Source organism: Deltaproteobacteria bacterium (assembly GCA_009692615.1).
Taxonomy (GTDB): Bacteria; Desulfobacterota; Binatia; order UBA9968; family UBA9968; genus DP-20.
Genome location: SHYW01000071.1, coordinates 1 through 26,968 on the forward strand (window position 1 = coordinate 1; position 26,968 = coordinate 26,968).

24 protein-coding genes are annotated in these 26,968 nt (G+C 56.7%); 13 read left to right on the top strand and 11 right to left on the bottom strand.

The window, feature by feature from the left end:
- Positions 1-1,203: 1,203 nt before the first annotated feature.
- Positions 1,204-1,572 carry a VOC family protein gene (locus EXR70_16485; protein ID MSP40089.1) on the bottom strand — a complete coding sequence of 123 codons (369 nt, stop codon included), beginning with the start codon at positions 1,570-1,572 and terminating at the stop codon, positions 1,204-1,206.
- 202 nt (positions 1,573-1,774) lie between these two features.
- Here EXR70_16485 and EXR70_16490 point away from each other — a divergent pair, with 202 nt between their 5' ends.
- Positions 1,775-2,638, top strand: a complete 864-nt coding sequence (locus EXR70_16490; protein MSP40090.1) for a DMT family transporter — start codon at positions 1,775-1,777, stop codon at positions 2,636-2,638.
- 69 nt (positions 2,639-2,707) lie between these two features.
- On the opposite strand, the gene EXR70_16495 is transcribed toward EXR70_16490, so the two are convergent.
- The 3 genes from EXR70_16495 to EXR70_16505 form a co-directional block, all read right to left on the bottom strand.
- Entirely contained in the window at positions 2,708-3,541 is an 834-nt protein-coding gene (locus EXR70_16495; GenBank protein ID MSP40091.1) for a creatininase family protein, read from the bottom strand.
- A 249-nt stretch (positions 3,542-3,790) separates the two neighbouring features.
- Complete coding sequence (locus tag EXR70_16500; GenBank protein MSP40092.1) at positions 3,791-4,843, bottom strand: hypothetical protein; 1,053 nt, start codon at positions 4,841-4,843, stop codon at positions 3,791-3,793.
- Positions 4,844-4,858: 15 nt separating this feature from the next.
- A complete protein-coding gene (locus tag EXR70_16505; GenBank protein ID MSP40093.1) occupies positions 4,859-5,860 on the bottom strand; it encodes an extracellular solute-binding protein in 1,002 nt (333 codons plus the stop codon).
- Positions 5,861-5,964: 104 nt separating this feature from the next.
- Between EXR70_16505 and EXR70_16510 the strand changes: the two genes are divergently transcribed.
- From EXR70_16510 to EXR70_16550, 9 genes are all read left to right on the top strand, one after another.
- Positions 5,965-7,545, top strand: coding sequence for an MFS transporter (locus tag EXR70_16510; protein ID MSP40094.1), 1,581 nt, complete (start codon positions 5,965-5,967; stop codon positions 7,543-7,545).
- Between the two features lie 124 nt (positions 7,546-7,669).
- Positions 7,670-8,932 carry an MFS transporter gene (locus EXR70_16515; protein ID MSP40095.1) on the top strand — a complete coding sequence of 421 codons (1,263 nt, stop codon included), beginning with the start codon at positions 7,670-7,672 and terminating at the stop codon, positions 8,930-8,932.
- Between the two features lie 228 nt (positions 8,933-9,160).
- Positions 9,161-10,027, top strand: coding sequence for a DMT family transporter (locus tag EXR70_16520; protein ID MSP40096.1), 867 nt, complete (start codon positions 9,161-9,163; stop codon positions 10,025-10,027).
- A 95-nt stretch (positions 10,028-10,122) separates the two neighbouring features.
- Positions 10,123-10,509, top strand: coding sequence for a DUF488 family protein (locus EXR70_16525; protein MSP40097.1), 387 nt, complete (start codon positions 10,123-10,125; stop codon positions 10,507-10,509).
- Between the two features lie 19 nt (positions 10,510-10,528).
- Entirely contained in the window at positions 10,529-11,503 is a 975-nt protein-coding gene (locus tag EXR70_16530) for an ABC transporter substrate-binding protein (protein MSP40098.1), read from the top strand.
- Between the two features lie 204 nt (positions 11,504-11,707).
- Positions 11,708-12,112, top strand: a complete 405-nt coding sequence (locus EXR70_16535; GenBank protein MSP40099.1) for a (2Fe-2S)-binding protein — start codon at positions 11,708-11,710, stop codon at positions 12,110-12,112.
- A gap of 145 nt (positions 12,113-12,257) precedes the next feature.
- On the top strand, positions 12,258-14,528 hold the full coding sequence (locus EXR70_16540) for a xanthine dehydrogenase family protein molybdopterin-binding subunit (GenBank protein ID MSP40100.1): 2,271 nt from the start codon (positions 12,258-12,260) through the stop codon (positions 14,526-14,528).
- Between the two features lie 146 nt (positions 14,529-14,674).
- Positions 14,675-15,211, top strand: coding sequence for a glycine cleavage system protein R (locus EXR70_16545; protein ID MSP40101.1), 537 nt, complete (start codon positions 14,675-14,677; stop codon positions 15,209-15,211).
- A 111-nt stretch (positions 15,212-15,322) separates the two neighbouring features.
- Entirely contained in the window at positions 15,323-16,294 is a 972-nt protein-coding gene (locus EXR70_16550; protein ID MSP40102.1) for an NAD(P)H-quinone oxidoreductase, read from the top strand.
- A gap of 299 nt (positions 16,295-16,593) precedes the next feature.
- Here EXR70_16550 and EXR70_16555 read toward each other — a convergent pair whose 3' ends face one another.
- Complete coding sequence (locus tag EXR70_16555; GenBank protein MSP40103.1) at positions 16,594-17,604, bottom strand: ABC transporter substrate-binding protein; 1,011 nt, start codon at positions 17,602-17,604, stop codon at positions 16,594-16,596.
- A 273-nt stretch (positions 17,605-17,877) separates the two neighbouring features.
- Between EXR70_16555 and EXR70_16560 the strand changes: the two genes are divergently transcribed.
- Positions 17,878-19,098, top strand: a complete 1,221-nt coding sequence (locus EXR70_16560) for an MFS transporter (protein MSP40104.1) — start codon at positions 17,878-17,880, stop codon at positions 19,096-19,098.
- 44 nt (positions 19,099-19,142) lie between these two features.
- Here EXR70_16560 and EXR70_16565 read toward each other — a convergent pair whose 3' ends face one another.
- Positions 19,143-19,604, bottom strand: a complete 462-nt coding sequence (locus EXR70_16565) for a CBS domain-containing protein (protein ID MSP40105.1) — start codon at positions 19,602-19,604, stop codon at positions 19,143-19,145.
- Positions 19,605-19,763: 159 nt separating this feature from the next.
- On the opposite strand from EXR70_16565, the gene EXR70_16570 reads away from it, so the two are divergent.
- On the top strand, positions 19,764-20,612 hold the full coding sequence (locus tag EXR70_16570) for an alpha/beta hydrolase (GenBank protein MSP40106.1): 849 nt from the start codon (positions 19,764-19,766) through the stop codon (positions 20,610-20,612).
- Positions 20,613-20,855: 243 nt separating this feature from the next.
- Complete coding sequence (locus EXR70_16575; GenBank protein ID MSP40107.1) at positions 20,856-22,304, top strand: MmgE/PrpD family protein; 1,449 nt, start codon at positions 20,856-20,858, stop codon at positions 22,302-22,304.
- Between the two features lie 304 nt (positions 22,305-22,608).
- On the opposite strand, the gene EXR70_16580 is transcribed toward EXR70_16575, so the two are convergent.
- From EXR70_16580 to EXR70_16600, 5 genes are all read right to left on the bottom strand, one after another.
- Positions 22,609-23,220: a hypothetical protein gene (locus tag EXR70_16580; protein MSP40108.1), complete on the bottom strand. Its 612-nt coding sequence runs from the start codon at positions 23,218-23,220 to the stop codon at positions 22,609-22,611.
- A 23-nt stretch (positions 23,221-23,243) separates the two neighbouring features.
- Complete coding sequence (locus tag EXR70_16585; GenBank protein MSP40109.1) at positions 23,244-23,846, bottom strand: SET domain-containing protein; 603 nt, start codon at positions 23,844-23,846, stop codon at positions 23,244-23,246.
- A gap of 49 nt (positions 23,847-23,895) precedes the next feature.
- Positions 23,896-24,693 carry a hypothetical protein gene (locus EXR70_16590; protein ID MSP40110.1) on the bottom strand — a complete coding sequence of 266 codons (798 nt, stop codon included), beginning with the start codon at positions 24,691-24,693 and terminating at the stop codon, positions 23,896-23,898.
- Positions 24,694-24,707: 14 nt separating this feature from the next.
- A complete protein-coding gene (locus tag EXR70_16595) occupies positions 24,708-25,307 on the bottom strand; it encodes a hypothetical protein (protein MSP40111.1) in 600 nt (199 codons plus the stop codon).
- Between the two features lie 509 nt (positions 25,308-25,816).
- Positions 25,817-26,758 (bottom strand): hypothetical protein, encoded by a 942-nt coding sequence (locus EXR70_16600; GenBank protein MSP40112.1) that lies wholly within the window; start codon positions 26,756-26,758, stop codon positions 25,817-25,819.
- Between the last annotated feature and the right edge of the window lie 210 nt (positions 26,759-26,968).

Below are 26,968 nucleotides of genomic sequence, written 5' to 3' on the forward strand. Positions count from 1 at the left end.
GGCAAATCGAGGCAAAACTAAGGACCCTATTAACCACGAGAGCAAAATGTAATCTGATATAACTTCGCAAAAACTGTAACTCATTACGAAAAAAACGATCTATCCTCCGCTGCCCTGCTTCCAGGGCAGTTGTTCAGAGGTTCCTAAAGAGATAATCCGCCATACTGGTCAGCTTTTCGCGGTAACGTTAACATTGACAAAGATCTCTTGCCGAGTTGATACTACACGTAATTTGATTTTTTAGTGTCTGGGCGGTCACCGGAATCGGCCAACCACTAATTGTCTGCAACGACGGCGGTTCGCTTAATAGTTAGGTGCACTTTGTGTTATCCGTCGTACTGTCGATCTTGAAATGGTTCTGGACTCTGGTCGGGATCATAGTCATATTTTTTATTTCTACGCAGATATACGGTCTATTCTGGGGCGGCGCGTACTTTTTCGACAGGTCCGAATTAAAGGCTGTTGCGGCGGCATGCGAAGAAGTCAACCTAAACGCAAAATTTGATGAGGTGGTCCAAATAGCAAAAAGAAGGGGCTTAAGTCTAAAAAGGACTCAGTGGTATTTTGAATTTGGTGATGAACCTTGTTTTTGCAGACTCGAATATGTTGGCGATGTTGTTGCCAGAAAGTACAAGCCATTTTGTGAAATACAATAGGCGTACACCTAACCAGGTGAAGCAACCGACGTTTAACCCAGCGGCGCTGTTGCTTTCGCAATCAGCTTGCCGCATAAAACGCGGCTGCTCACGGCGTTTAGGCGCCATCACGCGCGGTGTACCATGTTCGATGTTGGAGATCTCACACGGAACACAGTGCTCAACGTCTGCTTCTTCGGCATTGCGTTGTTGACCATCGCCGCACTCATCCCTTGATGAGCCATCGGTGCTATCAAGGCAAGCAAGCTTGCCCGGTGGATCGCTCTCCCAGTCTTGGTTCTAGCGTTCGCCTACGAATCCGTCATGCCTTCGCGGTTCAATATCCGCGTCGACCTGTTCCTCCTGATCCCCATTTACATACTGGTTGTTGTATCGTCCCTTGTTCGCTGGTGGCGCTCATGTGGCGCCTAACCCTTCGCTGCAGCAGACCTACTCCTGCCTTCGGCCTCCGCAGGCGGCTGAGATCAAACGTTGACGCACAGAAATTTTAAAAAAGTATCAACATTCCATGAGGAGCGAACCGTAACAAGATCAGTCGAAGATCGAACTACTTCCACTCCAAAAACTCCAACCGCACGCCTTCCGGCCCTTCGAAGAAACAGACTCGGCGCCCATCGGGCAACACGCGCTCTTCTAAAATCTTCACCCCCGCGGCTTTGATCTTGTTCACCTCGCCGTCGAAGTTGTCGGTGTCGATGGCGACATGCTCGAGGCCCATGAATTGATCTAACTGCTGATCGTCGAGGAACTGCGTGATGTTGAGCTCGACGCCGTGCAGATCGAGACGAAAGTTTTTGCTGCCGTCGGGCCGGGTTGCTTCCTTGACGACTTTGGCGCCGGTGTATTCGACGTAGAAGTCGGCGGTCTTTTTTGGGTCCGGGGTTTTGAGATGGAGATGGTTGATGCGAAATGCCATGGCGGCCTCCTTGGGGATCGATGAGATGCGCAATTCTTACTCTGGCTGCATGGCGCAATGCAATCACGCCAGCTGAAAGGGCGACCGGCCGGTCGCCCCTACCTCGGACTTCGCGGCTACAGCATTACCGAAAGAAAGCATCAGTTTCGCCGCGAGCCGATCTGATGTAAGTTAGCGCAACTCGCACGCACCATCGCACTTCATGAAAGCCCAGCTATTCGCGTTACTCACCGCCCTCGCCTTCGCCGGCTCCAACGTTTCGGTCAAGCGCGGTTTCGCTTTCTCGACACCGCTGACGGCAACTTTCGTATCGTTGGCGATTCATAGCGTCGTTCTGTGGATTGCGGTCTTCTTGACTGGTGGCATTCCACCCGTCGCCACCGGCGCTGTCATCGCCATCGCGCTCACCGGTCTACTCCAACCTGGTATTCGTCACTTCCACTACACTGGCATTCACAAGATCGGCACTTCCCGCGCGGTCACGCTGCGCAACTCTTATCCGTTTCTCACGGTCATCGCCGGCATCGTCTTTCTCGGCGAGCCATTAACACTCATGGGCATGGCCGGCACGCTACTGGTGGTCGGCGGCATCGTCCTGACCTCCTGGCGCATGGATCGCAACACGCCGTCGTTCCGCTGGGTTTATCTCTTCTACCCCATCGCCACCGTGCTGCTGACGACCATCGTCCATCCGCTGCGCCGCTACGCGCTGCTGCAGTCGCACGAACCGTTGTTGCTGGCGGCCATGGTTGGCCCCATCGCGCTCTTGTCCTTCGCCGCGTTTTACGCGTCGCCGGCTTGCGAAGACAAATTGGTCTGGGATCGCCGTGCCCTTTGGCCGCTGGTGCTGTCGGGAATATTTGAAACCCTCGCCGTGCTGTTCATGCTGGTGGCGTTTTCCTCGGGGCCGGTCTACATCGTCTCGCCGATCGCGGCCACCGTGCCGATCTGGACCATGCTGATCGGCGCAATCTTTTTACGCGAGGTCGAGCAGATCAATCTAGCGACGATCGTCGGCACGATCTTGGTCGTGGCCGGTGTAATCGTAATCTCCGTAGTGCAGTAGCCGTCGTGCTCGTGGCTCGTGATCGTGCTCGTTGTCCGGATCAAAGACGAACACGAACCACGAACACGATCACGGCCGTCCCCACTCCTTGAGAATCACCCGCGCGATGTTGCCGCCTCGGATCGCCACCAACTTCTCCCCAGTCGCCGCCGTCGCCGCTCGCGGCGAGCCGAAATATCCGCGGCCATCGCTGAGACTGCCGTAGTCTTTCGTCTCGTTGCGAAACGCTTCGACATCGTAGTCGAAGTTAGGCTCAAGGCCTTTGATAATTTCTTTGTCGACCAAATCGGCAAAGCTATTGAGCGCCAGCGAAGTTTCCGACTCGCCGCCATGCCCTTCGCGATCGGCGCGCGGGCTCTGGTAGAACTGGCGCACGCCGTCGCGATAACAAGCCGTGGTCATCACCGGATCGTGAGCAAAGCCGACGCACAGCACCTGCGCGTTGATATTTTCCGTTAGAATCCCACGCGCGTCGTCTAAAGCTTTCATATGATGCAGATCGCGATGACCGTTGAGAATCACCAAGCGATGCAAGCCATGGCGGAAAAGCGAACGGCCGATCTCGACGACCATGGAGCGCAGAGTCTCCGGCTCCAACGACAAGGTGCCGGGAAAATCTATCGCGGCTCGCGCCACGCCGTAGTTGATCGTCGGCGCAATGACGACTTCGTAACCCGCTTCTTCCAAATGCGGCGCCGCCGACGCTGTGTAAATCTCCGCCGCGAAGGAATCCAGGCCGAGCGGCAAATGCGCGCCATGTTCCTCAACGACACCGACGGGAAGAATCGTTAGCGCCCGGCCGCCCTCGGCTATGCGTTTTACTTGAGGGAAAGCCATTTCCGCTAGTCGTTTCATACTGCGCTCCTCGTAAACAGGTTGTTGCCACGCTACGGCCACCGTCATACAACGGGAGAAAGTCGCGAACAACCGGAAAATCTCATTGACGAAAGAATCCGCCGGCGGCTAATGTACCCTGACATTCAGTTCAACATGGAGTTCTTCGGCCGACCCTTCGACGAAACGAATCTCTTCGAGATCGCGTCCGCCTATGAAGCAAAAACCAAACACCGAAAGCCGCCGAAAGCCTTCGGTCCGCTAAAGGGCGAGCCGTAGGGTTCACATCGAAAATGGCTAGTCATCGCGCGACTCGCGCTATTGCACGAAGAGCTTTTTGATCTGTGCCATGACTTCGGGTGACTGGGTCATCACATCCTTGGCTATTTTTTGCAGTTGCTCGCCGCGCGCTGGGGTGATTTCAACTCGCTGCTTTTTCGCTTCGGCGATGAGGTCCGGGTCTTTGGCGGCTTTTTCAAAGGCGAGGCGCAGCGCTTGCACGCGTTCCGCTGGCGTTCCCGGCGCCACCATGAACGGCCGCGCCCACTCGGCGCCCTGGTTCATGGCCGCGGCAACCCGCCGGTTGGTCGGCGCGGTTTTGAATTCGTCCATTAACTCGTAAATCGTCGGCGCGTCGGGCAAGCGGGCATCGCGTTTGTGACCACCCTGGGCCAACATGCGCACGAATTTATTCTTGTACCAACCGACATATTGATCGCGCGCGAAATAGGTCGCGATGGTCAGCCCCATGCAGTTGATCTCGCCCCGCTCCAAAGCCAAACCGATCTCGCTGCTGCCAGGATAGCCGAGAACATGTTCGATCTTTGCGCCGATGGTTTCGCTCAACAATTTCGACATCACGTAATCCGCGCTACCAGCTCCGGTGGAACCGCATTTGGGCGGCTCGCTGGCGCGAATCACATCGGCCATGGACTTGAACGGTGAGTCGCTGCGCACGAAGATGATCATGTCGTCGTTCTCTAGGGAGCCGATCCACTGGAAACGAGTCAAGTCGAACTTGACTTCCTTGTGACCGGCCAATTGACTCAAGTAAACATTGTTGTGCGGCGCTAAAATCGTCAAACCGTCGGCTTTGGCCACGCCCCAAACATAATTGGCCGCGATCACGGAACTGGCGCCGGGCATGTTTTGCACCAGCACGTCGGGATTACCGGGAATGTATTTGCCGATATAGCGGCTCACCCAGCGCGCCGCGCGGTCGTAGCCACCACCGGAACTGAGTCCGACGACGATACGCACCGCCTTGCCCTTGTAGAATGGGCCGGGAGAATCTTGCGCGGCCAGAGAAACGCCAGCCGCGAAACTGCTGACGGCCAACGCCAACACCAATGCCTTGATCGAATAACTCATCGTTTTCCTGTCGGTCTAGCGAAACATCTCGCGAAACTTCTTACCCCAACTCTCCATATCATCGTTGGTCGGCAGCTTCATGGTGACGATCTGCTCGTCCTTCACCTCTTTTTTGAATTTGTGATCGACCTCGGGGTGAAAAACATATTCGCCGGTCTCGCCGACCATGCGCTGCACCTCAGCGCCGAGAAAGAAATCGGTGAACAACTTGGCAGCACTCGGATGGCGCGATTGCTTGTTGATGGCGATGAATCCCACCGACGCGAGATACTTGTTCATGCGCACATACTCGATGGGGCCGGGATATTGAAACTTGTCTTTGATGTAGCCGATGAACAGTGGGATCTCGCCGCTGGTCATCGGTTGAATCAGATCCGCCACGCTGCGGCCGATGCGCGGCTCCTGCTTCGCCCAACCTTCGACGAGCTTGAGCCAGTTGGGGCCGTAAAACTTGTCGAGGCTCAAGACGAATTGCAGCGTAGTGACGTGAATACCGGGATTGGCGAGGCCGAACTTGCCCTTCCACTTCGGTTGTAACAGTTCGTCATAGGATTTCGGCGTCTCATCCGCTTTCAACATCTGATAGTTGTAATTGATGCCGAAGGGCAGCACGCGCCACGCGGTCATGCGGATGTCGGGATCGCGAAACTGTTTGGGATAATTTTTCGCCGCCGGTGGGTCGAAGACGCCGAGAATGCTTTTTTCGTCGAGCGCCTGCATCACCGCTTCGTTGCCAAGATTGACATCGAAGAGCGGCTTGCCGGCGCGCGCCTCGGTGATCACGCGGTTGACGATCTCGGTGGCGTCGCCGCGCCAGTGCCTGACCGGAATGCCGTATTTCTTTTCGAACAGATCGCCGATGCGCTTGGAGATGCTGACCGTCATCGCACCGTAGAAGACCACTTCGCCGTCCTTTTTCGCCGCTTCAATCAATTGCGGCGTGATCTGGCCTTGGCTGGAAACTGGCAAGATCGTCTGCGCCAGTAACAACAACATCGCAATCATCAGCTTCATCATGGTCCACTCCTTGGGACTAATGCATCGCAGTTCTACCGCCCTTCGCCGGCACAGTCAAAAGCAAATCACAGTTGCTTGACTCCGGCGGCGATCTAGTTCAACTCATGAGAGAAGTAATTTTTCTCGCCAAGCCATATTCGCCCAACATCGTGAACCCACCGCAAGCAACGACAGATCATTCCAAGCGCAATCTCGCCGCCTTCGGCGTTATGCTGGTGATTTTCCTATTCGCCATCGACGCCACCATCGTCAGCACGTCCATGCCGACCATCGTCGCCCGCCTCGGCGGCTTGGAACTCTACGGCTGGGTGTTTTCGATCTACATGCTGACTTCGGCGCTCACCACGCCGATCTTCGGCAAGCTCGCCGATCTGTTTAGCAAGCGCCGCCTTATGCTCATCGGCATCGCTATCTTTCTCATCGGCTCGACCTTGTGCGGCGCGGCCCAGAGCATGGAAGCAATGATCGTCTTTCGCGCCATCCAAGGACTCGGCGGCGGCGCGATCTACGCGCTCTCGTTCATCGTCGTCGGCGTAATATTTCCCGCCGACCAGCGGGCGAAAATGCAGGGCATCATCAGCGGCATCTGGGGCGTGGCAGCGATCCTCGGCCCGCTCGCCGGCGGCGTCATCGTCGAGCACTGGAGCTGGCGCTGGATTTTTTTCGTCAACCTGCCTCTGGTCGCCGTCGCCACGGCGTTTATCCTCATCGGCCTCAAAGAAGAGCGCGCCGAGAAACGCCAACCCAAGCTCGACATCGCCGGTGCCCTCACTTTGCTGCTTGGCCTGCTGTTGATATTTTATGCGCTCGCGCAAAGCGGCCACGGCCAGCGCGCCCTCAGCACCGAAATAATAAGTTTGATCGGCGCCGGCATGATCGTCTTGATCATTTTTTATTTCGTTGAACGGCGCGCCGCCGAACCGCTCATCCCCCTCGATCTTTTCGCCATTCGGCTCTACCAAGCGTCCACCGCCGTGGCGATGCTCAGCGCCATGGGTGTGTTCGGCGCGATCAGCTATTTACCGCTCTACCTGCAAGGCGTGCTCGGCTTCGCCGCCTCCCGCGCCGGCCTGGTGGTGCTGGTGCTCAGCAGCTTTTGGACCGTCGGTAGTCTCATCGCCGGCCGCTGCACTAACAATCTCGGTTATCGCGCGGTCGCGGCCATGGGCATGGCGCTACTCAGCTTCGGCTATCTGCTCTTCGTCGTGCCGCTGTTCGGCAGCGGGGTGATCACGGCAATAGTGAGCGCCGCCGCCATCGGCGCCGGCATGGGCATGGCCAATCTCACGACCTTGGTGGCGGCGCAAAGCGCGGTGGAACCAAGGCGCATCGGTGTCGCCACTTCGACGATCATGTTGTTTCGCACCTTCGGCGCCGCTTTCGTGGTCAGCGTCATGGGCACGGTGATGCTCGGCCACATGCAACAAGCGCTCATGCGATTGCGCGCGGCGAATTTAGAAGTCGCTCCAGCACTGTGGGACAAACTCGCCAATCCGCAAAATCTTCTCGAACCAACCACCCGCGGCCAAATTCCCGCCGAGCTGCTGCCGAGCTTGATCGCCAGCCTCGACGACGCCTTACGGTACGCCTTCCTCATCGGCGCGCTGCTCATGCTGCTCGGCATCGTCGCGAGTTTTTTCATGGCGAACCACAAACCGGCACGATCGTCCGCGCAGAAACAATGATTCCATTTCAAAATTTTGCGTAGGGGCGACCGGCGGTCGCCCTTTTCGAATCCAACAATTCGATTTGACAGCACGCGCCGCGAACCTGTAAACCAAATCATCAAGTCTGGATGAATCAACTATTATGAGCGAACCCACCACCGCCGCCGAAACAACTTTGGCCAACGCCGCACCCACATTGGAAGCGACGATTCACCAAAAACGCGTCGCTCTCGGCTTGATCAGCAGCTGCCATGCTTTGAATCATCTGCAATACAGCATCACCTCGGTGATGTTTCCGGTGATGATGACCGAGCTCGGCTTCGGCTTGGTCGGCTTGGGCTTCATCTCGGCGCTGTCGAGTTTCGTCGGCCAAGGCTTGCAAGTGATCTACGGTTTTCTCGCCAACTTCTTCAAGCGCAGCACCATGCTCGCCGTCGGCAATGTCGTCGTCGGCATCACCGCCATGTCACAATATTTCGTCGGCAGCTTTCCCCAACTGGTCACGGCGCGGGTCGCCATCGACATGGGATCGAGTCCGCAGCATCCCCTCGGATCGAGCATCTTATCGCGCTACTATCCGCAGTCGCGCGGCTGGGCGCTGACGTTTCACACCTCGGCAGGCAATCTCGGCTCGTTCATCGGTCCAGCAGCGGCCTCCTTCGCGCTTTTGTACATGGGTTGGCGTAGCACCTTCGTTTTGTTCGGCGCGATCAGCTTGATCATGGGGCTGACGCTCTTCGCCGTGCGCGACCACGCCGGCGGCGCCAATGAAATCGCCGGCGGCAAGAAAAAAGCCAAAGCCGGCTTCGATGCCTATCTTCAATGTTTGAAGAACCGCAACATCTTGTTCACTTCGCTCGTGTTAATGGCCGGGGCAGCCGGCCGCGGCACTGGCGTCAACTTGACTTACTTAGTTCCGTTTTTCATGCAGAAGTTCGGCGTCAGCGCCTCGAGCGGCGGATTTATTTTGACCCTCATGCAAGCCGCCGGCTTAGTCGGACCGATGCTGATCGCCTGGCTGTCCGACCGCACCGGCAAACGCACCCTGATCACCCAAGCGACCTTGCTGTTGTCCGCCGTCATGACGATCTTTTTGGTGCAGCATTCCTCGCTGACAATTCTCTTTTACGCCAACCTGCTGCTCTACGGCGCTTTCGTCCAAGCCCGCGGCGCGCTCACCCAAACCATGATCGGCGACTTCGCCAGCGAAGAGCTGACCGACGCGGCATTTTCGATTTACTACTTCGTCGGCTTCATCTCCGGCCCGATCTGGACCCTGATCATCGGCTACGTCATGCAGCACTACGGCTTCACCGAAGCCTTCTACATCGCCGCGGGCACTTACATCGCCGGCATGGTCCTGCTGTTGTTCGTCAAGGAAGAGCCGAAGGCGGTGACAGCGTGACGATGAACTCGGATATTGCTCTCGCAAAGACGCCAAGGCGCAAAGTGACGGGCGTGGCCCGTCATTCGAAATGAATGCGAGAGAGCCGAGAGAGATTTTTCCCTTCGGTCGAAATGACAACTTCTTACCTTTGCGCCTTCGCGCCTTTGCGAGAAATCTCCCGAATCCGAACTTTTTGAGTCCTCTGCGTCCTTTGCGGCTATTTCTCCCCTTCCGAAATTCCACCCTATGACCGTTCAAATCATCGCTCTCTCTGCCGCCATGGCCTATGCCATGAGTTTCATCCTGTCGAAGCGCGGCATGCGCCATTCGACGCCGATCACCATTACTTTCGTCTCGCTGCTCATGCAGACCCTCGTGTTGTTGGGCATCGTCATTCTCTTCACCGGCGTTCCGCCGATGACTCCCTACGTTTATTTTCTCTTCATCGTTGCCGGCGTGCTGCAAATGGCCGTGCGCCAGCTCACCTACATCGGCATCGAAAAGATCGGCGCCGCGCGCAGCGGACCGATCCGCGCCTCGGTGCCGCTGTGGAGCGCGGCGGTGGCAATTATTTTTCTCGGTGAACGCATCACCTGGCCCATCGCCCTCGGCACTCTATTGGTGGTCGGCGGCATCTTGTTGATTTCCTGGCGCAGCGAAGAATCGGTCACGGACTTTCGCCGCTGGTACGTCATCGCGCCGCTGCTGGCGGCGATTCTCGGCGGCATCGTCTATCCACTGAGAAGATATACGCTGCAAATTTCCGACGACCCGATCTACTTCGGCGCCATTATCGGCGTCGTCGGCCTCATCTGTACGATGCTATTTCTCGCTGCGCCATCGACCAAAGACAAACTCGTCTGGCATCGCCGATCGGTAGGCTATTTTATCGTCGGCGGATCGCTCGAATCCCTCGGCCTGCTACTGGTTCTCTACGCCTTGAGTTTCGGGCCCGTGGTCATGGTCACACCTCTCACCGCGACCTTGCCGCTCTGGGTGGTGCTCGGCAGCAAACTATTTTTGAGCGATGTCGAAAAGATTACTTCGCAAACCGTGGTCGGTGCGATACTCGTCGTCGCCGGCACGGTAGCGATCGCCTTGGCCAAGTTTTGACGATCATGATCATTTCCGCGGTAGCTTCTGCCCCCAGGCTTTGATAAATTCCGCAGTGAAAAACTATTCGCGCAAATAGCGACTGAGGAAAATCCATGGCCATCCGCATCGTTCGCCTCGGTTCCCCACGCGTTGCCAATGAAGGGTTGCGCATCGGCACGGTCCGCCGTCCGCCGCGCGGCGTGGCCAAATCCAAGTTCGCCTCGGATAATTGGTACGATGTCTGGCTGCCCAATCTCGCGCCGGCTGCCGACAGCGTCAAGCTCGCCCTCGGCGCGGCCACGCCCGCCCAGTGGGCTGCCTTCGCGAAACGCTATCGCGCCGAGTTGAAAACTCCCGACAACAGCCGCGTCCTCGATCTGCTCGCGGCCCTGTCCCAGCAAGCGCAGCTCGCGGTCGGTTGCTACTGCGAAGAGGAAGTCCGCTGTCATCGCTCGATCCTGCGGCAACTATTGATCGAGCACGGCGCGAAAATGATCTGAAGGTGTCCAGGCCTTGGCGATGAAAAACTCAATCGATTGTCTCTCGCGTATCGTACTTTTCGCTCTGCTGCTCGCCGCGCTCGCGCCGAACCAACCCCACGCCGCCGTGCCGCGCCCTTTGCGAATCGCCTTCTTGTTCACTTCCGGCACCATGGCGTCCATGTGGATGGCGAAGGAGAGCGGCGGCTTCGCTCGAGAAGGGTTGGATGTCGAAATGATTTCGATGGGCTCGACTCTAGCCCTGCCGGCGCTGATCGCCAACGAAGTTGATGTCATTCAGATCTCCGCCGTGCCGCTGATCAACGCGTCGCTGCGCGGCTTCGACGTGGTTTTCGCCGCGGGAATGCTCAATACGATGATATGGGATTTGTACGCCAGGGCCGAGATCAAAACCGCTGAGCAACTCAAAGGGAAAATCGTCGGCACCGAACGGCCGGGCAGTCCAGTGGCTTACGGCACATTGGTGGCGCTGCGCAAATTGGGACTCACGCCCAAAGATGTTCAACTGCGAATATTGGGCGGCAGCGAGCAGATCACCGCGGCGCTCTTAACCGGCCAGATTGTCGCCGGAGCGGCGGCGCCGCCGGTAAATTTCCAGCTCGACCGAAGCGGATTTCATTCGCTGGCCACGACGTTGGATCAGCCCTATCAAAACGTCGGCGTCGTCATGAGACGCGCTCGCATGGATGAATTGGCATCCCGCCTGGTACCGTTGCTACGAGCGGTGCGCACCGGCATCGACCGCTTCTACAGCGATAAACCCTTCACCATGAAGGTGATCGCCAAGTACACCAAGGAAAAAGATCCCGACATCGTCGACCGCACCTACGAATTTTATCGCCGCGCCGGCTTCAAGCGCGAGCTGATGATTTCCGAACCGGGCATGCAAGGCATTTTGGATTTCATGTCCGAAACCGTCCCGGAAGCGAAGAAGGCCACGCCTGGGCAATTCTTCGACGACCGCTTCGTGCGCCAGTTGAATAACGTAAGATAACAAACGTTTTGGGTCGGGCGTTTGGCGGACCACACAGAAGTTTCTACGACTTGACTTACAGCCGCCCATTCATCTTAATGCACCCATCAGCGAGCAAACCCCAAACACTGGACTCCAAACTCTAAACTAACCAAGGAGCCTCTCGTGGCCAAATATAATTTACGCGTCAACGGCAAAGCCAACGCCGTCGAAGCCGATGCCGACATGCCGTTGCTCTATGCGCTGCGCAACGATTTGCAATTGAACGGTCCGAAATTCGGCTGCGGCCTCGGCCAGTGCGGCGCTTGCACCGTCATAGTCGACGGCAATCCGGTGCGCTCCTGCCAGATGCCCATGAGCGCCGTCGGCAACCGCAACGTCACAACGATTGAAGCCTTGGGCAACACCAAGAAGATGCACAAGATCCAGCAGGCGTTTGTCGACGAGCAAGCGGTGCAGTGCGGTTACTGCATCAACGGCATGGTGATGACGACCAAAGCCTTGCTCGACAAGAATCCGAAACCCAACGACACCCAGATCAAAGAAGCGCTGGCGGGAAACCTGTGCCGCTGCGGCACGCATATTCGCATCCTGCGCGCGGTCAAACGGGCGTCGGGCCAAGCGGCGTAATATCACCTCGAGAAATCAAGAATGCTTCGACAGACTCAGCATGATCGGAAAAGCTCCCAATCAAATTCTTAATTCTCCGTTCGTCCTGAGCTGGTCGAAGGACTCCGACGAACTGTTCAATGACTCATTCGCATAGGAACCCTTTATGAAAACACCAACCATCTCCCGCAGACAATTTTTAAAAACCACCGTCGCGCTGGTCGTCAGTTTCAATTTACTGCCGCTAAACAAAAACGCTTGGGCGCAATTCGTCAAGCTGCCCTCCGGCGACATCGACCCGACGTCACTGGACTCGTGGTTGGCCATCACGCCTGACAGCTATGTAACCTTCTACACCAGCAAAGTCGAGATCGGCACCGGCACGATCACCGCCCTGGCGCAGATCGTCGCCGAAGAGTTGGACATACCATTCAACAAGATCAAAATGGATTCCGGCGACACGAGTAAGACCATCGAACAAGGTGGCACGACGGCGAGCCGCACGATTCTGCGCGCCGGTCCGCAAGTACGCCAAGCCGCCGCCGCGGCGCGCCAGGAATTGTTGAAACTCGCCAGCGAACAGCTCAAGGCACCGGCGGAAAAACTCACCGTGATCGATGGCGTGGTGAGCGTGGTTGGTGAAAGCACCAAACGAATAACCTACGGGCAACTCATCGGGGGTAAAAAGTTTAACACCACGCTTTCGGTCAAGGGCACAGGTTGGGACATGGTGGTGGCACCGGAAGTCAAAGCGAAAAACCCTAAAGACTACAAAATCGTCGGCAAATCCATTCAACGCATCGAGCTGCCGCGCAAGGTTACTGGCGAGCATAACTATGTTCATAATCTGCGGATCCCCGGTATGCTCCATGGCAGCGTCGTGCGACCGCCGGTGATCAATACCGAACCAGTAAACATCGATCGCGATTCGATCAAAAATATTGCCGGCATCGTCTCGGTTGTCCGCGAAGGGAAATTTGTCGGCGTGGTGGCCAAAAGCGAATGGGCGGCGATGAAAGCGGCGCAAGCGCTGCAAGTCACTTGGGCCAAGCCGACCAGCAAAGTGCCCGGCACGCCGGACGAGCTTTTCAATTTTTTGAAAAACACCAAGCCGGCACGCTCAATCAAGGCAGTCGAAAAAGGCAACGCTCCTACCGCCCTGGCGCAAAGCAAAAAAGTCTACCAGGCGAGCTACCGGTGGCCATTTCAAATGCACGGTATGATCGGACCATCGTGCGCGGTCGCCGATGTCAAAGGCGACAAGGCGACGATTTGGTCCGGCTGCCAAGGACCATTTCGCACGCGCGGTCGCATCGCCGAAATACTCGGCATCAAAGAACAAAACGTGCGGGTGATTTATCACGAAGGGTCTGGGTCCTATGGGCGCTTGAGTGCCGATGACAGCGCCGAAGATGCCGCGCTCATGTCGCGCGCTGTGGGCGCGCCGGTGCGCGTGCAATGGTCGCGCGCCGACGAACATGGTTGGGAGCCGAAAGGTCCGGCGCAATTGGATGAAATTAAAGCCGCCGTCGATGAGGACGGCAAAATGACCGTATGGGATTTCACCGACTACGGCCAACCCTGGACGGTCTCTGGCTCGACGCCGCTCTTGGCATCGCTGCAAGTCGGCCTAAAGCCTAACAACCCAGGCGGCAACAACGGCACCCAGGCGAGCGGCGAATTTTATACCGTCGCCAATCAAACGATCAATATTCATCAGATCGGCTGGCATTTTCCGGAACCGATTTCGCTGCGCACCAGCAACTTACGCGCCCCGGGCGACGTCGCTCGGTGCTTTGCCAGCGAAAGTTTCATCGACGAAATCGCCGCAGATTTAAAAATCGACCCGGTGGAGTTTCGTTTTAAAAATTTGACCGGCGACAAGCGCGCCACTGAAGCGCTCCAGGCCGCAGCCGACAAAGCAGGTTGGCAAAAAAGACCGTCGCCCGCGCCGGCAGTAAGCAGCAACATCGCCAAAGGCCGCGGCGTGGCGTTGACCAATCTGTCGAACACTTACGTGGCCCTGGTTGCCGAAGTCGAAGTGAACAAGACGACGGGACAGGTTGCCGTGAAGAAACTAGTTTGCGCCCACGACTGCGGTTTGATCGTCAACCCCGATGGCTTGAAAAACCAAGTCGAAGGCAACGTCATTCAAGGCACGAGCCGGGCGATGCACGAAGAAGTCTTGTTCGATACCACCGCCGCAGTTACGAGCCTTGATTGGTCGAGCTATCCTATCCTACGTTTCCCTGACTTGCCGGAACTTGAATTGGTGCTAATCAATCGCACCGAGATGGATCCCCTCGGTGCCGGCGAAGCCTCCACCAGCCCTCCCGCTGGCGCAATCGCCAACGCGATATACGACGCCGTCGGCGTCCGGCTACGCGAAGGACCGTTCACGCCCAAGCGCGTGCTGGCGGCGATGAAGAAAGCCTGATCGGTGGAAGCCGAGAGGGCGGGTTTAAAACCCGTCCCTACGAATCCCAATTCTTTTTTTTGCGTCCTTTGCGCCCTTTGCGGTTAATTATCCGAATCCGAAATAATCGGCTTGAACGGTTGGCGCGATTTCTTTAGGGTAGCGTCATGGCCGACACAAATCATTTAATCTTGACCGCCGTCGGACCGGACCGGATAGGCCTGGTCGAAAAAATTTCTCAGTTCATCGCGCGCCACGGCTGCAACATCGAAGACAGCAAGATGGCGGTGTTTTGCGGCGAGTTTGCCGTCATCGTGTTGATCAGCGGCGCAGCGAATAAACTGTCGACAATCGCCAGCGACTCCCGCGAGATCGAATCTGAAACGGGTTTAACGATATCGACCAAGACACCGGCGGTGCGCGAAACCACGCAAGCCTTCCTACCCTACAAACTCACCGCATCGTGCATGGATCATCCCGGCATCGTCTATCAAATCAGCAACGTGCTGAGCAGCCTGGGCATCAACATCGAATCCATGGAAACCAAAACCTACGCCGCGCCGATCAGCGGCACGCCGATCTTCCAGCTCGAAGCCGATATCGCCGTGCCGGTGACGACCAATATCAATCAGCTGCGCGAGCGCTTCGGCGAGATTCAACGCGAAGAAAACATCGACATCGAGTTGGCCGCGGCGAAGAGCTGAGTCCGGAGGGCCGACACACAGGTCGGCCCCTACATTGATATGCGACGTTAAAATCAAACTGAACCATTAGGAATATTAGATTCAACCAACAGCGTAATAGGAGTCGCGAAGATGAAGGCGATCCGCATCCATGAATTCGGCCAATCGGAAGACGTGCTCAAGTACGAAGATGTCGCGGTGCCGGAACCCAAGACCGGCGAAGTCTTGATCAAAGTCGAAGCTGCGTCACTCAACCGCGCCGATCTCGGTCTGCGCAAAGGCACCTATCGGATCGCCGCCGACGCCTTGCCGGTAATTCCCGGCCGCGAATTTGCCGGAACCATTGCCAAACTCGGCTCGGGCGTGAACGATTTCACTATCGGCCAGCGCGGCGTCGCTTATCCAAGTCTTGGCGGCTACGCCGAATACGCTGTGGCCAAAACTTCCGAAGTCCGACCCATCCCCGACGGCGTCACCTTCGCCCAAGCGGCGGCGTTGCCAACCGCAGCGCTCACCGCCTGGTTCGGCTTACAGACCGACGGCAATTTGAAATCATCTGAATGGCTACTGGTTCAAGGCGGCAGCAGCGGCGTTGGCGTCGCGGCGATTCAAATCGCCAAGTATCTCGGCGCCAAAGTGATCGCTACTTCCGGCAGCGAAGAAAAATGCCGCAAGCTGCGCAAATTCGGCGCCGACATCACAATCGACGTCTCGGCCAACGATTTCGTCGCCGAAGTCATGCGCGCAACAAACAATCGCGGCGTCGATGTGGTCTTGGAAATGATCGGCGGCGAAGTCTATCAGAAAAGTTTGCACACCCTGGCGCCGGGCGGACGGTTGTTCTCCATTGGCGGCGCTTTCGGCGCGGTTCCCGATCCAGCGCCTCAGCTCACCGAGGGCAGAAAAGCCACGCGCTTTTCGATCACCAACTATTTAAAAACCAAGCCGGAAGAATTTCACCAACTCGACATTATTTTAGGACTGGTGCAAGAAAAGAAGTTCGATGTCGGCATCGGCAAAACTTTTTCCCTAGCCGAAACCGCCGCCGCCCAGCGCTATCTCGAAGGCCGTGAACATTTCGGCAAAGTGATGCTGTCGATGTGACAACCTCCGATCCCTTCTCCCCTCACGGGAGAAGGTTAGGATGAGGGTGAATTCGCACGGGATGAGTTCGGCGCTCACGAATGTGTCAGTATCACCCCATCCCTGCCTTCCCCCGTCAAAGGGGGAAGGGGTAAGATTGTGTTCGACCCAGGGTCGCACTTACGAAAGGAGAAATCGCCATGCCGTTCAAAATCAGACGAGTCGGCCATTTGGTCCTGAAAGTAAAAGAGATCGAAGGCTCGCGCAAGTTTCTTTTCCAGGGTAAGCGGCCATTCACTCCCCATTCCTGACTTGTCCCGCTATTTTCCGCCGAACACCTTGGCGAGAAAACCCTCTTTCTCCAACTCAGCGACGTACTTGTACAAGACGTAATCTTTCGCCTGCAAATCTTTGGCCTCGGGCCGATTTCTTTTTAGGATTTGCGCGGTGAACTCGACGCCTTCGAGGGTCGGGTAAGGTTTCGTCGGAAAAGTTTTGCTGTAGTAGCGGTAGGTTTCTTCCATCTGGTCTTGGTGTTTTTCTGGATCGAGCCGGAGATATTGGGCGATGGATTTCAAAACTTGCGGCTTCTTGGCCGGATCTTTCCACAGGCTCAAGCCTTCGATGAGCGCCCGCAGCGTGCGCATCGTCATGTCGGGATTGCGATCGAGAAAGTCCTTGGTGGCGACGATCAGTTGGTGCGCGTAGGGAATGCCGGACTCGGATAGATCGATGACTTCGTTGAAACCCAATTGCCGGCCGGCGAGATTGAGCGGCGGGCTGACAATGGCAGCATCGATGACGCCGGCCTTGAGCGCGGCGAAGCGCTCGCTTTGACCGCCCCCTTGGAGAATGAACACGTCTTTATCCGGCTTGAGTCCGTATTTTTCCACCGCCGTGCGCACCGCCGTATCGGACGAGGAACCGTAGCGACTGATGGCGATCTTCTTGCCGCGTAAATCCGCCGGCACTTTAATCTCGGCGCGCGAAAGAATGCTGAACGGAAAGGTATTGATCATGCCGCCGACGAAATAAATATTGGCGCCGCGCAAATTGGCCGTCAACGTCGCCACGCCGTCCTGAGTAGCGAACTGAATGTCGCCGGCGATCAACGACTGCATGCCCACGGTACCGCCGGGGAACGAGATCAGCTCCAAATTTAAACCGTACTTTTGAAACAGCCCGGCCTGCTTAGTGACATGGTAATGACTGTTGGTCCCCGCCGGCGATTCGATACCGATACGCACTGTCTGCAGCGGCTTCTGCGCCCACGCCGCAACCGCGGACGCCAATATCATCGTCAATATTCCGAAAATCGCCGATCGTTTCATAATCCGACTCCTTTGCTTGTCGCGCTGTTGTAGCCGCAAGCGACGAGATCTGTCAAGTTACGTTGGTCGATGGCAGTGCTTCAGTTTGGCGAGATCCCTCACTTCGTTCGGGATGACAACCGTTCGAAATAGGTCATTTCGAGCCCAGCGGGAAATCTTGCTCACTCCATGTACCGACACCGTAACTTAACTGAACCACTATCTTGTCGATTGATCGATGGCTGAGATTCGACTACGGTCGATATCGATCGCTTTCCAAGAATTCGCTTTTTCATGGCCCAACAAGTCACACCCTGGCAAGTGCTCAAGCAACGCGACTTCGGTCTGTTCTGGGCGAGCCTGCTTTTTTCCGCCGTCGGCAGCCAGATCTCAACCGTCGCCATCGCTTGGCAAGTCTACGAGATCACCAATTCGCCGTTTCAATTGGGGCTGGCCGGATTGTTTCGCGCCTTGCCGATCATGCTCTTGTCGATTCCCGGCGGTGTGCTCGCCGACCGCATGGACCGCCGTCTGCTCTTGATCGTCACGCAAAGTTTGGCCGCCTTGCTGGCACTCGCGCTGGCGCTGCTGAGTTATTTTGGCACGGTGCAGGTCTGGCACATTTATTTGGTGACGTTTCTGTCCGGCGCGGTCGGCATCTTCGATTCGCCGGCGCGCACGGCGCTGATCCCGACGCTGGTTCGTGCCGAACAATTGGCGACAGCCTATGCCTTGAATATTACTTGGCGCCAGATCGCCACGCTCTCCGGCCCGTTCATCGGCGGCGTGATCATCGCCACCGTCGGCATCAGCCTTTCGTATTTCATCGACGCGCTGAGTTTCTTGAGCGTCATCGTTTGCCTGGCGCTCATGCGCGCCAGGACACCCGCGGCGACCGGCGCGAAGAAGGAATCGCCGCTGGAGAGCGTGCGCGGCGGTTTTAATTTCATCCGCGACAATACGGCGATCTTGGGATTGATGGGGATGGATACTTGCGTGCAATTTTTCGGCGCCTACCGTTCGATGATGCCGGTGTTTGCCCGCGACATTCTCGCCGTCGGCCCCGCCGGTCTCGGCGCGCTGCTCGGCGTTCCCGCCTTCGGCGCCCTTGCCGGCTCGGCGATTGTCATGGCGATGGGAAATCCAAAACGAAAAGGCCAGCTGATTATCACCGTCACGTTAATCTACACGGCGGGTTTGGTTTGCTTCGCGCTGTCGCGCTCGCTAGCGCTTTCGTTGACCATCGTTTTTTTTCTCGGTCTGGTCGACGCCATCGGCGAAACCCTGCGCGATACGATGGTGCAACTGATCACACCCGACCCCATGCGCGGTAGGGTGAAAAGTTTCGATCAAGTCTTCATGTCCGCCGGCACCTACTTGGGCCACGCGCAAATCGGCACCGCGGCGACATTTCTCGGCGTCCCCGGCGCCTTGGTCATGGGCGGCTGTCTCGGTTCCGCCGGCGTGCTCTTGGTGGCGAAATTCACTCGCGGTTTGCGCCAGATCGATGCGTGAATCGAGCGCCGTTACCAGATGACGTACTTGGCGGAGGAATTCTGTTAGGAAATGTTTTCCACCGCGGACTGAAGATTCTTAAAAGCATTCAAGATGTCCGTGGTGGTGATGATGCCGCAAATTTTGCCGGAGTCATCGACCACCGGCAGACAATTCAATCGATGATCGAGCACCAGCTCAACGGCTTCAGACAATGGAGTTTGCGCTTGCACCGTGAACACTTGGGAAACCATCAAATCGGCAACCAATGTCGAATCGGAATCATAACAACCTTCCGCGCGTAAGATGTCGCGGTCGGAGAGCACGCCAGCCAACCGTCCATCCGGTTCGGCGACGAGCAAATGATGAAACGAATGATGCGCCATCAAATCGACCGCTTCACGAAACAAATTGTGCGGATACAAACTGACAACCTGCGTCGTCATCAATTCACCCACCCGCCGCGGCATCCGGGCGAGATCTGGCGGCAATACGTTTATTTCTGCACCGTTCGATAAGTCCCCCATAAACCCGCGACTCCCCTCCTCAGTTTCACCTACATAGAATCCATCGGCGGCACAGTTTCGATCTTTAGTTGGCGCCGGACACAACTTTGAATCGCCACTTGGCAATTGAATCGACCGTGTTAACTGCGCTATGGTCGCGCCATCGCTACGGAGGCCAGCATGCCCATCGCAAAAGTTCGCGGCATCGAAATGAATTATCAGATTCTCGGCAACAGCGGCCCGTGGGTCGCGCTTTCGCCCGGCGGCCGGCGCGATATGAGCGGCATCGAGCTGCTCGCCAGCGAAGTTGCCCAGCACGGCCACCGCGTCGTCATCTTCGACCGGCGCAACACCGGCGCCTCGCAAGTCGTCATCGACGGCAACGAATCGGAGTATGAAATCTGGGCCGACGACGTGCATGAGTTGCTCAACCAGCTCGGCGCGTTGCCAGCTGTGGTCGGTGGCAGCTCGTCGGGCTGCCGCACTGCATTGCTCTTCGCGCTGCGCCATCCTGAAAGCGTCCGTGCTCTGCTGCTCTGGCGCGTCACCGGCGGGCGCTTCGCGTGCGAACGCTTGGTGGAAGAATATTACGGACAGTTTATTACCGCGGCAAAGGCCGGCGGCATGGCCGCGGTTTGCGACATGGAACACTGGAAAGAACGCATCAAAGCCCGCCCAGCCAATCGCGACGCGCTGATGACGATGAACCCGGCGCGCTTCGTCGAAGTCATGTCGCGCTGGCGCGAATATTTTCTCAGCGGCGCCGACCTGCCGGTCATCGGCGCGACCGAAGCGGATCTGCGCTCGATCAAAGTTCCCGCCTGCATCGTCCCAGGCAACGATCTGACCCACGGCCAAAAAACCGGCGAGACCCTCGGAGGTTTACTGCCAAGCAGCGAAGTCCATGTGCTGTTTCCCAAACACTACGACCAGCCACTGGCGCCGCGCGAACAATGGGATGAAAAAGCCGGCGCAATGGCCGAACTGTTCAGCGACTTTCTCAAGCGCCACGCGCCGCTGCGCGCGTAAATTGTAACGCGGTCACAATCGGGCGTAGGGGCTAAGTATGCTGCGCCCTTCCTCGCCGCCACCGGCAGAGAAAGCTTTCAACCACGAAAGGCAGGAAAACGGATTCCTAAATTTCGTGTGTTTCGTGGTTAAAACATCTTCAATCCGAAACCCCAGAACACAGTAAACCTTGCGCAGTCATTATTGCGCGCGTAAAGTCGATGCGCGCAAACTGAAGCCAATTTCTTTTATCGAGGCAAAATCATGGCCGATCAAAACCCCTTTGCCGCAATTCCCGACGGACTCAAAACCACCGCCGCGGCGGCGCAATTCGTCGAAGAGATTACTTTCGCAAAGATTCCCGCCGAAGCCCTGCGCATCGCCACGCGCTGTTTGCTCGACGGCCTCGGCCTATTCGTCGCCGGATCGGAAGAACATACGGTGCAGTTGCTGGTCGATGAAGCGGCGGAAACCGGCGGACGGCCAGACGCGCTATTGCTCAGCCGCAGCACGACAAAAGTTCCGGCCCCGATCGCTGCGCGCGTGCTCGGCACCGCCGGCCACGCCCATGATTGGGACGATAGCCAAGTAAGCATCGATCCGGCTCACGTCTACGGTCTGCTAACCCATCCGACGATTCCGCCGCTCAGCAGCGCGTTGGTCATGGCGCAGAAACTCGGCAACGTCGACGGCAAAACTTTCATGCTCGCCTTTCTCACCGGCTTCGAAGTGGAATGCAAAATCTCCGAGTGGATGCTGCCGCAACATTATCTGCGCGGCTTTCACTCCAGCGGCACCGTGGGAACTTTCGGCGCATTCGCGGCGGCCGCGAAGCTGCTTAATTTAACCGGCGACAAATTGCGCAGCGGCTTCGGCATCGCCGCCAGTTTCGCCGCCGGCATCCGTTGCAACTTCGGAACGATGACCAAACCGCTCCACGTCGGCCGCGCCGCGGAAAACGGCGTCACCGCCGCGTTGCTCGCCGCGCGCGGCTTCACCGCCGATCCCGACGCCCTCGATGGTCCGTGGGGTTATTTCGCTGTTCAAGGCGGCGGCGTCAGCGCGCAAAAACTTTCCCAAGGATTTGGAACAAGTTGGACGATCGTCGAGCCGGGCGTATCGATCAAACCTTATCCCTGCGGCGTGCTCACGCATCCGACCATCGATCTGATGTTGAAGCTGGTCAGTGAAAATAACGTGAAGCCGGACGACATCGACAGAGTTATTGCATACGCCGGCAGCAACATTCTCAATCCGATCCGCTACCCGATCGCGGCAAACCACCTGCAAGCGAAGTTCTCCCTGCCCGCCGCGCTGGCGATGGTCGCGCTGGCGCGCAAAGCCGGCAAAAAAGAATTTTCCGACGAGTTCGTCGCCACAGCGCCGATGCAAGCGATGCAAAAGCGCATCTCGACTGCGCTCGATCCAGAGATCGAAAAGCTCGGTTTCGACAAAATGCGCTCGCGCATCGAAATCAAATTGAAAAACGGCAAGCAGATCGAAGGCCGAGCCGACGAACGCTACCGCGGCGGCCCGGAAAATCCGCTGAGCGATGGCGACGTGGAAGCGAAGGTGCGCTCTTGCTGCGAAGGCGTCTTGGATGATGAACGACAAACCGGCTTGATCGATACGGGCAAGGCGATTCTGCAATTGCCGAACGCTGGAACGCTGATGGCGCTACTGAATCGCGTACGTCAACCACCCACCAATTAGTAGTGGGATTCATACGACATTGGCACGAAACTCACAGCCGAATTCTCATTCAGTCATTCCCGCGTAGGCGGCATCCACTCTTCAATTCGTAGGGGCGGACGATGCCTGTCCTGAGTCCCTCGAAGGATGTCTACCCTTTTTTCTCAACCCTAGGCCTTCTTAACCGCAGCCTTCAACACCTCCGGCTTCTTGCCGATCTGTTCCCCCTTGGGCAAGAACTCATACTTGAGCATCAGCCGCTTATCCATCGCCGCGTATTTTTTCGCCCAATCGGTTTGGCTCATCGTTCCTCCTAAAAAATCTTCTAGTGATCGTAAGTGTATTTCTCTCGGCAGTCGGCTTTGATCAAGCCGCAAAAAAATTCCCGCACCTCGGGGATGCGCATGAAACGCTCATAGTCATAGTTCGGCCCGTAGCTCGACCAGATTTCGGCACCGGCGTCAATATCCTGCAAAGCGACAAATTCAAAATAGGGCGCCTTGCACAAGCGCTTGATCGCAGCGTTTTGAAAACGGGTATCGATGCCGTTGATCTTGCTCGGCGCGAAGTTGATGCGGCTGACGTTGGCGCCCTGGTCTTTGCTGTCTAAATATTTATACGGATGGGCTTCCTTCTGGGCGCATTCCATCAGCGCGCCGACGTAATGATTGCCGGTGGGAAACTCCGCCAGTAAACGCCCGCCCAGCTCGCCGATCACCTCGTCCTTCTTGATTTTCACCATGGCGAACAGGCCGTTGCCGGAACCTGGAATGCGCGACGGCTTGATCACCGTGCGTTTGTCCAATTCTTTGTTGACCTTGAGCAATTTGCCGGCAATTGTCGGCGCCTGATCCGCGGAGAATGCCGTTCCACCAAGCAGCACCAAGCTGAGCATCGTAATCCGACCCAAAGTTCTCTTAACGACAGTCACAAACATGCAACGGAACCTCCAACAATTTTTTAGTGATAGTAAACAAACTTCTCACGGCAATCGGTCTTGATCAATGCGCAAAAGTAATCGCGCACCTTGGGAATATACATAAACTTAAAATAATCGTAGTTCGGCCCATAGCTGGTCCAAATTTCCGCGCCCGCTTCGATATCTTTGATCGCGATAAAAAGTACATAGGGTCGTTGACAGACTTGCTTGATCGCCGCGTTTTGAAAATGGGTTTCAATCCGGTTGATCTTACTCGGCGCAAAATTGATTTTGCTAACCTTGCTACCCAGATCTTTGCCATCGATAAACCGGTACGGATGAGCCTCTTTCCAAGCGCATTCCGGAATCTCGGCGACGTAGCCATTATCTTTGGGATATTCCTGATCCGTGAAAAGCCGCCCGCCATATTCACCGATGACCGCATCTTTCTTGATCTTGACCGCGGCGAACAAACCATCTCCAGCGCCCGGAATCAGCGACGGCTTGACCACCGTCAAGGCGTCGTATTTTTTGTCGGGAATAATTACTCGCGCCGAATCTCCACCAGCGCCGGCGCACCAGCCCAGCCCGTGGCTGCAAACGATCCATGCCGTCAAGAAAATCGCTTCAACCAATCGTTTCATGTCCACTGAATCGCTAGTCATGCGCCATTGTCGCACTTGCGTTCAAACATCAGGCAAGCTTGAACAGCCGCTTGGCGTTAAGCGCGAAAATATTCGCCTTGTCGCCATCGCTGATCTTCGCCGCTTTGATCTCTTCCAAGGTCGCGCAATGTTCGTAGCTCGGCGGGGTCGAGTAAAACAGACTGCCGAAGATCAATCGCTCTGAGCCCGCCGCCTCGACGAAACTCTTTACATAGGCCGGACCGCGCACATGGGCGGTGTCGAAAATGATGTTCTTGGTCCGTTTGGCGATGTCCAAGGCGAGCTGGCTGTTGGTGTTGGTGGTCAAGGCATCCATCGATACAAAAGTCAGCTCGGGAAATTCCACCGCCAAGCGTTCCAGCCGCCACACGGCTTCGAGATTGGACTCGGCGTTGGTGTGAATCAACGGAACGAGACCAAGCTCACTCACCTTCTTGAGCAACGGCCGCATGAGCGAGTGATCGACGGCGACCCCTTGAAAGCGGCTGTGCCAGACCACGCCGTCGAGATGTAGTTCATGTTTCATCCGTTCGAGCTCGCCAAGCGATCGCGCGCCGTGCAGCGGCTCGACGATACCGCAGGCGACCGGAAAACGTTTGGGATCTCGCGCACGATAGGCGGCAACAACGTCGTTGCAGCGCATGGTGTCTTTAATGCCATCGGCTTGAATATATCCGGTGGCAGCCAAGATCGCCGAAGCGCCAACCCCATTGGCGTCCATGATGCGCACGCGATTGGCGTAATCGCGCTCCTGCCAATCGCTACCTTCCTGCAAGCTGCCGCCAGTCAGCGATCCGAGATGATGATGAATGTCGAAGATTTCCATAGTTGCTCTCCACCTCAGGGTTCGAACGAGTATTCCTCGCTGCAATCGGTCCTTAACAAGCCGCAAAAAAAATCCCGCACCTCGGCAATGTACATGAACTTATCGTAGCTATAATAGGGACCGTAGCTCGCCCAGATTTCCGCCCTCGGCTCGATATCCTTGGTCGCCACGAAAATAAAATAGGGATAGGTGCAAAGCTGATGAATCGCGGCATTTTGAAAATGGGTGTCCAGGCCTTTGATTTTCTTCGGCGCGAAGTTGATGCGGCTGACGTTGCCGCCATAATCCTTGCTGTCGAGAAATTTATACGGGTCGCTTTCTTCCCAGGCGCATTCCGGAATGCTGGCAAGATAAAAATTGCCCACCGGATAATCCTCGGCGGTGACCAACCGTCCGCCCAACTCGCCGATCACTTCGTCCTTCTTGATCGCCACCGCGGCAAAAAGCCCGTTGCCCGAACCGGGGATCGCCGACGGCTTGATCACCGTGCGCTTGTCGAGATCGCGATTGATCTTGAGCGTCGGCACCATTTTGACTGGCTGAACCGGTTCATCGGCGTAGGCGGCGGAATTCAAACAGATCGGGCACAGAGCATAAAAAAGGGCGAGAAACATAGATGCGGGCATCATTGTAGAAAAGCGCGGCTGGCGATCTCCATTTGTTTTGATCTACAATTTAAAAACCATGCGCCAGCGCCATTGTCAAACAAAGCAGTTGTGGCTTTGCTCACGTTAGAAGCCGCGTCGATGAGGGAGTTCGACGAGTGTTAGCCTGCGAGCTTGGGGATTACTGCGCTCGCTGAGAGAGGACGTATCAACGGTCGGTGACTTCGATCAATGTATAAAGCGCCGTGCCGTAGGCGAGCCAAAAACCGATCGCCTGCATCAAACCTTCCGGATCGAGAGCCATCACAATCGACTCCGTATCCTGCGGTGTGAATTTCGGCGTTGGAGCAAATTCACGGCGATCATCACGGCTGTCGTGGACAGTCACTGCACTACAACCGCGCCGATCCCGGCAAATCTTCGCATCGCCTTATTTCACCCGTGCAACGCAAAAGGATAGAAATCGTCAATCTGGCGTCTTCATCATCTGAACTCTAAACCAAACACCGATTCCAAGCCTATGGGCTGGAGTAGTCGCAATGCTTGGCCACTCCCGGGACCGGATCGCCGAACACCCAGTTGGCGCACGAGACTCCGTTGGTGGCGGTCAGAGTATTAAATGTCGATCCCGCCCCGTACCTCACCAGCTTGGTCCCAGTGAATGAGCAAAACTGATTCTCGTTGGCGCAGAACGTCCATGTCGACGGCGGCACATCCACAATCGTCAGCACCGCAGTGCTCTGACTGCCGAGTGTCGCCCCGCCCGTTGGGAGACTCAGCGTTAAGTTCACCGTCTCATCGCCCTCAACGCTACTGTCAGTGGTGATCGGGATATTGACCGTCTTGCTCACCGTGTCGCCATTGGCAAAGTTCACCGTCTGATTCACCGCCGTGTAGTCCGACCCCGCCGTAGCTGTGCCGTTGCTCGTCGCGAAGGTCGCTCCCACCGCGCCGGTGCTGCCGCCGGTGCGCGTGATTGTGATAACTGCGTTGCCGCCATTCTCGTTGACGCTGTAGGTGGCGGCGCTAAATTGCAGACTGCCCGCCGGTGCTGGCGCATCGTCGTCGAGAATCGTCAGCACCGCAGTACTCTGACTGCCAAGCGTGGCTCCTCCCGTGGGGCTGCTTAGAGTTAAGTTCACCGTCTCATCGAATTCGGACGTTGTGTCGTTGGTGATCGGGATATTGACCGTCTTGCTCGTCGTGTCGCCTGTGGCAAAACTCACCGTCTGGTTGACCGCCGTGTAGTCCGACCCCGCCGTCGCGGTGCCGTTGCTCGTCGCGAAGGTCGCCCCTACCGCGCCGCTGCTGCCACCGGTGCGCGTGATCGTGATCACTGCGTTGACGCCGTTCTCGCTGACACTGTAGGTCGCGGCGCTAAATTGCAGACTGCCCGCCCCAGTCGAAACGTCCTGGTAGTCGCAGTGCTTGGCGACTCCTGGCGCCGGATCGCCGAACATCCAGTTGGCGCACGACACCGAGCTGGTGGCGGTCAGTGTGTTATATGTCGTTCCTGCTCCGTATGTTGTAGCAAAGTGATTATGTCAGGGGTTAACGGCAACGTAATTATGTCAGGGTGGAAGGATGACAACCCTGACAATGAAAGACGAGAAACGACTAGACGTAATTCAACGAGTATATCGCAGCGAGATCACCGTGGTTGAGGCCGC